Genomic DNA, 6,969 nt, shown 5'->3' with positions numbered 1-6,969 from the left:
CCTCCCTCTTCGCCCGCTTCGCCTCCCGTCAGGAGGACTCCCCGCAGATGAAGATGATCGCCGCCCTGCGCAACCAGTTCGGCGGCCACGCGGTCGAGGCGTCCGGTCCCTCGGCGGCGCGGTAGACGGGGCGGACAGTGGGCGATCTTCTGCTGCTGCGGCACGGCGAGACGGAGTGGAGCGCGGCACGCCGCCACACCAGCCGCACCGACCTGCCGCTCACCGCGCACGGTGAGGAGGAGGCGCGGGCGGTGGCCCCGCTGCTCGCCGGACGGAAGCTGGCCGCGGTGCTGGTCAGTCCCCGGCTGCGTGCGGTCACCACCACCCGGCTGGCGGGCCTCACCGGCACCCGGACCGATGCCGACCTGCGCGAATGGGAGTACGGGGCCTACGAGGGACTGATGACGGAGGAGATCCGCCAGGAGCGGCCCGGCTGGAACATCTGGGACGACGGCTGCCCGTCGTCGGCGGACGGGCAGCCCGGAGAGCTGCCCGAGGAGGTCGGCGCGCGGGCCGACCGGGTGCTGGCCCGCGTCGAGCCGCTGCTGCGGGCGGACGAGGGCGACGTGCTGCTGGTGGCCCACGGCCACTACCTGCGGGTCCTGACGGCACGCCGGCTGGGGCTCGCGGCGACCGACGGCCGGCTGTTCCAGATCCGCACCGGAACCGTCAGCCGCCTGTCCACCGAGCACGGCCGCCCGGTCGTGTCCGTGTGGAACGCCCGGCCCGGTGGCGCGGAGCTCTAGGATCTGTCCGGCGGCGCGGAGCCCCGGGGAGCCGGCCCGAGCCTCGCCCCGGGCCGGTCCCCACGGCCTCATCCCGCGGCGCCCTTGGGCATCCCGTACACGCGCTCCACGCGCAGCCGCAGCACCAGGCGGCGGTCGCGCACCATCGCCGCCCGGTAGTCGTCCCAGTCCGGGTGCTCCCCGGCGACGTCGCGGTAGAGCCGTATCAGCTCCTCCACCGTCGCGTCGGCGGGGTCCTCGGCCACCGGGCTCAGTTCGGCGGTTCCCTCCGCCACGGTGTAGGCCCAGCGGTCGGCGCTGGTCACGTGGTAGGAGGCACGGGGGTCGCGGCGCAGGTTGCGGGTCTTGGCCCGGTCGTCCGTGACCGAGATCCGCAGCAGGCGCTCGTCGGGGTAGTAGGCGTGGTTGACGTTGGACAACTGCGGCCGCCCGTCGGCCTTGAGGGTCACCAGCACTCCGCCGGCGGCCTCGGAGAGCAGGGCGAGCAGGGCTTCTTCACTCATACCGGCAAAACGTCCCCCCGGCCCGGGGTGTTCCCCCGGCGGGCCGGTCAGGTCTGGAATTGCGCCGAACGGGGTATCTCCGAGCCGCTCGCGCAACGTGGACGGAGGGTCAGGACCATGACGGCGACCGCGAGGACGGTGCTGCGCCAGGAGATCGAGCCGGGCGAGGCGGGCCTGGACGCCGCCCGTCTGGACGAGCTGGACCGCCTGCTGGCCCGGCACGTCGACACCGGGAGCCTGCCCGGCTACCTGCTGTCGGTGGCCCGGGACGGCCGGGTGGCCCGCCTGACCACCTACGGCAGCCGCGACCTCGCCGCGGGAGAGCCGGTGGAGCCGGACACCCTCTGGCGGATCTACTCGATGACCAAGCCGGTCACCTCGGTGGCGGCGATGCTGCTGGTGGAGGAGGGTCTGCTGTCGCTCGACGACCCGCTCGAGCGCCACCTGCCGGCCTTCGCGGCCCCGCGGGTCCATGTGGCGGGCGAGGGCTCCGGGATGCGGACGCGCCCGGCGCGAGGGCCGGTCCTGATCCGCCATCTGCTCTCGCACACGGCGGGTCTGACGTTCGCCTTCCACCACGCCCATCCGGTGGACGCCCTCTACCGGGAGGCGGGCCTGCACGCCTCGGTCCTGCCGGGCGCGGACCTCGCGCGGACCTGCGACGCGTACGCCCGGCTCCCGCTCCAGTTCGATCCCGGCAGCGGGTGGAACTACTCGGTGGCGACCAACGTGCTGGGCCGGGTGATCGAGGTGGTCTCCGGGCGCCCGCTGGACGAGTTCGTGGGCGAGCGGGTGCTGGGGCCGCTGCGGATGACCGACAGCGGGTTCCGGATCGGCGAGGAGCAGGCGGGCCGGCTGGCAGAGCTGTACGGGGACGGCGACGACGGGTCGCTCGAGGTCGTCCCGGGCACCCCGGTGCGGGAGCGGCCGCACTTCCTGTCCGGCAGCGGAGGGCTGGTGGCGAGCGCCGGGGACTACCACCGCTTCATGGAGATGCTCCGGCGGCGCGGGGAGCTCGACGGGGTGCGGCTGCTGCGGCCGGCGACGGTGGACCTGATGACCCGCAACCACCTGCCCGAGGACGCGGACATCCGGAGCTTCGGCGCCCCGGTCCACGACGAGCCGGCCAACTCCGGTGTGGGGTTCGGTCTGGGCTTCTCGGTGGTGGTGGACCCCTCGCGCACCCAGTCCCCGTCCTCGCGGGGGACCTACGGCTGGAAGGGCGTGGCGACCACCGTCTTCTGGGTGGATCCCGTCCAGGACCTGACCGTGCAGTTCATGACGCAGCTGCGGCCCCGGCGTTCGCGGCTGCTGTTCCCGGAGATCCGGCGGCTGGTGCACGAATCCGTCGTGGGATGAGAGACCGCCGGGCGCGGCGGGTTGACCGAGACCTCCTCCACATGACATTCATTTTCAGCAAGGGCGGCCGTGACACGGCGCGCCCGGTTCATGCTGCCCGGATCCCACAGACAGGACTTCCTCATGTCTCTCGACGTCTCCCCCACCCTGCTCGCCGACGCGGAACGCGGCGAGGTCCGCGAGGAGGACTTCCTCGCCACCGTGCGTACCTCGCTGCCCTACGCCTACGACCTGATCGCCCGGCTCGCCGGCGAACTGCGCTCCACCTCCTCGGAGTTCGCCGACAACACCACGCCGCCGCCCTCCGAGCGGGAGCGCGGCCAGCTGCTGCGGGCCCTGGCGAGCGACGCCATCCGCGGGACGCTGGAGCGCCACTTCGGCGTGGCTCTGGCCTTCCAGAACTGCCACCGGGTGGCCGCGTTCCGGCCGCGGGACGTGGGCGGGGAGCGTCACGTGCGCTTCACCTCTGCCCGCGCCCAGCTCCTCAACCAGTCCCCCGACCTGCGCGACTGCTGAGTCCCCGGCCCGCGGGGGCCGTCCGGTCGTAGGCCCGCATCAACCGATCGGTCGATGCGGGTCCGGACCGGACGGGCGATGTGGCGGCGGGCGCCCTCACGGGACGCTTTCCGCATGTCAACGACGAGCACGAAGAGGACGACGCCGGCCACGACCGGCGGCAGGCCGGCGGTCGTCGAGGTCGAGGGGCTGCGGAAGTCCTACGGCGGCCGGGCCGTCGTCGACGGGGTTTCCTTCGCCGTCGAGGAGGGTGAGATCTTCGGGATCCTCGGCCCCAACGGCGCCGGCAAGACGACCACCGTCGAGTGCGTCGAGGGCCTGCGGGTCGCCGACGCCGGCCGGATCAGGGTGGCGGGGCTCGACCCGGTCGCCGACCACGAGCAGGTCACGCGGCTGCTCGGCGCCCAGCTCCAGGAGAGCGAGCTCCAGCCGAAGCTGACCGTGCGTGAGGCGCTCGAGCTGTACTCGGCCCTGTACCCGGCTCCCGCCGACGGCTACGAGCTGGCCGAACGGCTGGGCCTGGCGGAGCGCCTGGACACCCGGTTCGCCAAGCTGAGCGGTGGTCAGAAACAGCGCCTGTTCATCGCGCTCGCCCTCATCGGCAATCCCCGCATCGTGGTGCTGGACGAACTGACGACCGGTCTGGACCCCCGCGCCCGCCGCGACACCTGGGATCTGATCGACGACGTCCGGGCCCGTGGCGTGACGGTCCTGCTGGTCACCCACTTCATGGAGGAGGCCCAGCGGCTGTGCGACCGGATCGCCATCGTCGACGGCGGCCGGATCACCGCGCTGGACACCCCGCGGGGTCTGATCGGCAGGGCGGCCGGGGCCACCCACATCTCCTTCACCCCCTCCGAGCGGCTGGACGAGGCCGAACTTGCCGCCCTCCCCGGGCTGGCGTCGATGGAGGACAAGGACGGCCGGCTGACCCTCGCGGGCACCGACGACACCGTGAACGCCGTCGTCCAGCTGCTCGTCCGGCGGCGCGTCACCGCCCACCAGCTGCGGGTCACCGACGCCACGCTGGACGACGCCTTCCTCGACCTCACCACCACCTGACGGAGACCGCGCCATGACCAGTGAACCGACGACCGCTCCCGCCGCCTCCCCGGCCCCGCGCGGGGCGTTCGCCCCGGCACGCCGCCCGTCCCGCGCGGTGCTGCGGGCCGAGGCCCGCCTCTTCCTCCGCGAACCCGGCAACTTCTTCTGGATCGCGGTCTTCCCGCCCGGCCTGCTGACGATCCTCGGCCTGATCCCGACCTTCCGGGAGCCCAGTCCGGACCTCGGAGGTCTGCGGCTGATCGAGACCTACGTCCCGGTGACGGTGCTGGTCGCGCTGATCGTGGCCGGCGTCCAGGCACTGCCTCCGGTGATCACCGGCTACCGGGAGCGCGGCATCCTGCGCCGCATGTCCGCGACGCCGGTGCGTCCCTCGGCCCTCCTGTTCGCGCAGATGGGCCTGCACGGTGTCGCCGCCCTGGTCTCGGCCCTGCTCTCGCTGGCGATCGGCCGCCTCGCCTACGACGTCCGGCTGCCCGAGCAGATCGCCGGGTACCTGCTGGCGCTGTTGCTCGCCGCCGCCGCCTCGCTCGCCATGGGCGCCCTGGTGGCGGCGTTCTCCCCCACCGCGAAGATCGCGACGGCCGTCGGCTCCGCCGTGTTCCTGCCGATGATGTTCGCCGCGGGTGTCTGGCTGCCGGTGCAGGCCATGCCCGACGCGCTGGCCACCGTCGTCGGCCTGCTGCCCTTCGGCGCGGCGGCCGAGGCCCTCGGTCGGGCGACGGGCGGCAGCTGGCCGGACTGGTCGTCGCTGGGGATCCTGGCGCTGTGGGCGATCGCTCTCACCGGAGCGGCCACCCGCTGGTTCCGTTGGCAGTAGGGTCTCGGCCGTGACCGACGAGGCGGGGACGACGGAACCGGACACGTCCGGGCGCGGGTGGGAACTCTTCCGCCGCTGGGGGCCGCACGCCATGCTGGCCTTCACCGCGGTGCTCGCGGCGGCCACCCCCGAGCTGACGCCGGAGCCCGGCGAGCGGCAGGCCGCGGCGGCACTGGTCGGGGCGGCAGCGGTCCTGCACCTGTTCTGGGACCGGGTCGGGCGGCGCTTCCCGGGCCGGAGCCCGGCCGGGACGGCGTACTACGTCCTGCGCTGGGCCCTCGGCTTCGTCCTCGTCTGGTTCAACCCGCTCTTCGCCTTCTACGCCGCGGTCGGCTACTTCGACGCCGAGGAGCTGATCCCGCGGGGCAGGCGCGCCTGGTGGCGGCTGGGGCCGCTCGCCTGTGCCGTGCCGGTCGCGGGCTCCCAGTCCGGTGGACTGCCGCCCCAGAGCCCGGGGCAGTGGGGGCTGTTCTGCGGACTGCTGGTCGTCAACTTCGCCCTGATCGGCGTCACCACGCACTTCAACGAGCAGCAGGAGGAACGCTCGCGCGCCCGGGCCGCCGCCATCGTCGAACTCGAGCGCGCCAACGCCGCCCTGCAGCAGGCCCTCGACGAGAACGCCGCCCTGCACGCCCAACTGCTGCACCAGGCGCGGGAGGCGGGCATCGCGGACGAGCGCCGGCGGCTGGCCGCGGAGATCCACGACACGCTGGCCCAGGGCCTCACCGGGATCATCGCCCAGCTCCAGGTGGTGACGAGCACCGACGACGCGGCCGTGGCCCGCACGCACGTGGAGCGCGCCGCCGACCTGGCCCGGCGCAGCCTGGGCGAGGCACGCCGCTCGGTGCACAACCTCGCCCCCGCCGGTCTGGCCGAGGAGGGACTGCCGCGGGCCCTGAGCGAGACGGTGGACGGTTGGGCCGAACAGCACGGGTTGCGCGCGGGGTTCACCCTCACCGGCGATGCGGAGCAACTGCACGGCGAGGTGGCGGCGACCCTGCTGCGGATCGCTCAGGAGGCGCTGGCCAACGTCGCCCGGCACGCGGCGGCGTCCCGGGTGGGCGTGACGCTCAGTTTCATGGGCGAGGAGGTCACCCTGGACGTCCGGGACGACGGACGGGGCTTCGACCCGGACACCCTCCCGCCGCGGACCCGGACCGGCGGCTTCGGCCTGGCCGGCATGCGGGCCCGCGCGGAGCGGATCGCGGGCTCGCTGGCCGTCGAGTCCGAACCGGGGCAGGGCACCGCCGTGTCGGCTCGCGTACCTTTGGTCCGTCATGAGTGAGGAAGGGACCGGCCCGGCCGGCATCACGCTGCTGATCGTCGACGACCACCCCGTCGTCCGGGACGGCCTGCGCGGCCTGTTCGAGTCGGCCGAGGGGTTCCGGGTGCTCGGCGAGGCCTCGGACGGGATCCAGGCGGTGGCGCTGGCCGCCGAACTCGATCCGGACGTCGTGTTGATGGACCTGCGGATGCCCGGTGGCGGCGGTGTCCCGGCCATCGCGGAGCTGACCCGCCGGGGCGCCCGCGCCAAGGTCATGGTCCTCACCACGTACGACACCGACTCCGACACCCTGCCCGCCATCGAGGCGGGGGCGACCGGCTACCTCCTCAAGGACGCCCCGCGCGACGAACTGCTGGCCGGGGTGCGCGCGGCGGCGCAGGGGCGTTCGGTGCTCTCCCCCGCCGTCGCCTCGCGTCTGGTCTCGGCGGTCCGCGCCCCGGGCGGCGAGCCGCTCTCCGCGCGCGAGCGGGAGGTGCTGACCCTGGTGGCCCGCGGGACCTCCAACCGCGAGATCGCTCGGGAGCTGTTCATCAGCGAGGCCACGGTGAAGACCCACCTCACCCACATCTACGCCAAGCTGGACGTGAACGACCGGGCGGCGGCGGTGGCGGCCGGGTACCGCCGGGGCATCCTGGGCGGCTGAACCGCGGGACACCCCGGCAGGCACGCCGGACACCC

At 73.9% G+C, this 6,969-nt stretch carries 8 protein-coding genes and 1 pseudogene; 8 read left to right on the top strand and 1 reads right to left on the bottom strand.

Annotation, left to right across the window (positions count from 1 at the left end; genetic code table 11):
* Together ABT026_RS26105 and ABT026_RS26100 are read left to right on the top strand one after the other, a co-directional pair.
* Positions 1-125 (top strand): annotated as a pseudogene (locus tag ABT026_RS26105) (6-phosphogluconate dehydrogenase); the annotation flags it as partial.
* Between the two features lie 12 nt (positions 126-137).
* Positions 138-746 (top strand): histidine phosphatase family protein, encoded by a 609-nt coding sequence (locus tag ABT026_RS26100; RefSeq protein WP_351117581.1) that lies wholly within the window; start codon positions 138-140, stop codon positions 744-746.
* 68 nt (positions 747-814) lie between these two features.
* Here the strand turns inward: ABT026_RS26100 and ABT026_RS26095 are convergent, their stop codons facing one another.
* Positions 815-1,249, bottom strand: coding sequence for a PPOX class F420-dependent oxidoreductase (locus ABT026_RS26095; protein ID WP_351117580.1), 435 nt, complete (start codon positions 1,247-1,249; stop codon positions 815-817).
* Positions 1,250-1,366: 117 nt separating this feature from the next.
* Here ABT026_RS26095 and ABT026_RS26090 point away from each other — a divergent pair, with 117 nt between their 5' ends.
* The 6 genes from ABT026_RS26090 (at position 1,367) to ABT026_RS26065 (ending at position 6,934) form a co-directional block, all read left to right on the top strand.
* Complete coding sequence (locus tag ABT026_RS26090; protein WP_351117579.1) at positions 1,367-2,608, top strand: serine hydrolase domain-containing protein; 1,242 nt, start codon at positions 1,367-1,369, stop codon at positions 2,606-2,608.
* Between the two features lie 123 nt (positions 2,609-2,731).
* Positions 2,732-3,124, top strand: a complete 393-nt coding sequence (locus tag ABT026_RS26085; RefSeq protein WP_351117578.1) for an SCO5389 family protein — start codon at positions 2,732-2,734, stop codon at positions 3,122-3,124.
* A 114-nt stretch (positions 3,125-3,238) separates the two neighbouring features.
* Positions 3,239-4,186, top strand: a complete 948-nt coding sequence (locus ABT026_RS26080; protein ID WP_351117577.1) for an ABC transporter ATP-binding protein — start codon at positions 3,239-3,241, stop codon at positions 4,184-4,186.
* A 13-nt stretch (positions 4,187-4,199) separates the two neighbouring features.
* Complete coding sequence (locus ABT026_RS26075) at positions 4,200-5,006, top strand: ABC transporter permease (protein WP_351117576.1); 807 nt, start codon at positions 4,200-4,202, stop codon at positions 5,004-5,006.
* 10 nt (positions 5,007-5,016) lie between these two features.
* Positions 5,017-6,291, top strand: a complete 1,275-nt coding sequence (locus ABT026_RS26070) for a sensor histidine kinase (RefSeq protein WP_351117575.1) — start codon at positions 5,017-5,019, stop codon at positions 6,289-6,291.
* On the top strand, positions 6,284-6,934 hold the full coding sequence (locus ABT026_RS26065; RefSeq protein WP_351117574.1) for a response regulator: 651 nt from the start codon (positions 6,284-6,286) through the stop codon (positions 6,932-6,934). The genes ABT026_RS26070 and ABT026_RS26065 overlap by 8 nt, the downstream gene beginning before the upstream one ends.
* Positions 6,935-6,969: the final 35 nt, after the last annotated feature.

This window comes from Streptomyces sp. NPDC002734 (genome assembly GCF_040295685.1).
Lineage (GTDB): Bacteria > Actinomycetota > Actinomycetes > Streptomycetales > Streptomycetaceae > Streptomyces.
This window is presented reverse-complemented; position numbering and strand designations above follow the sequence as displayed.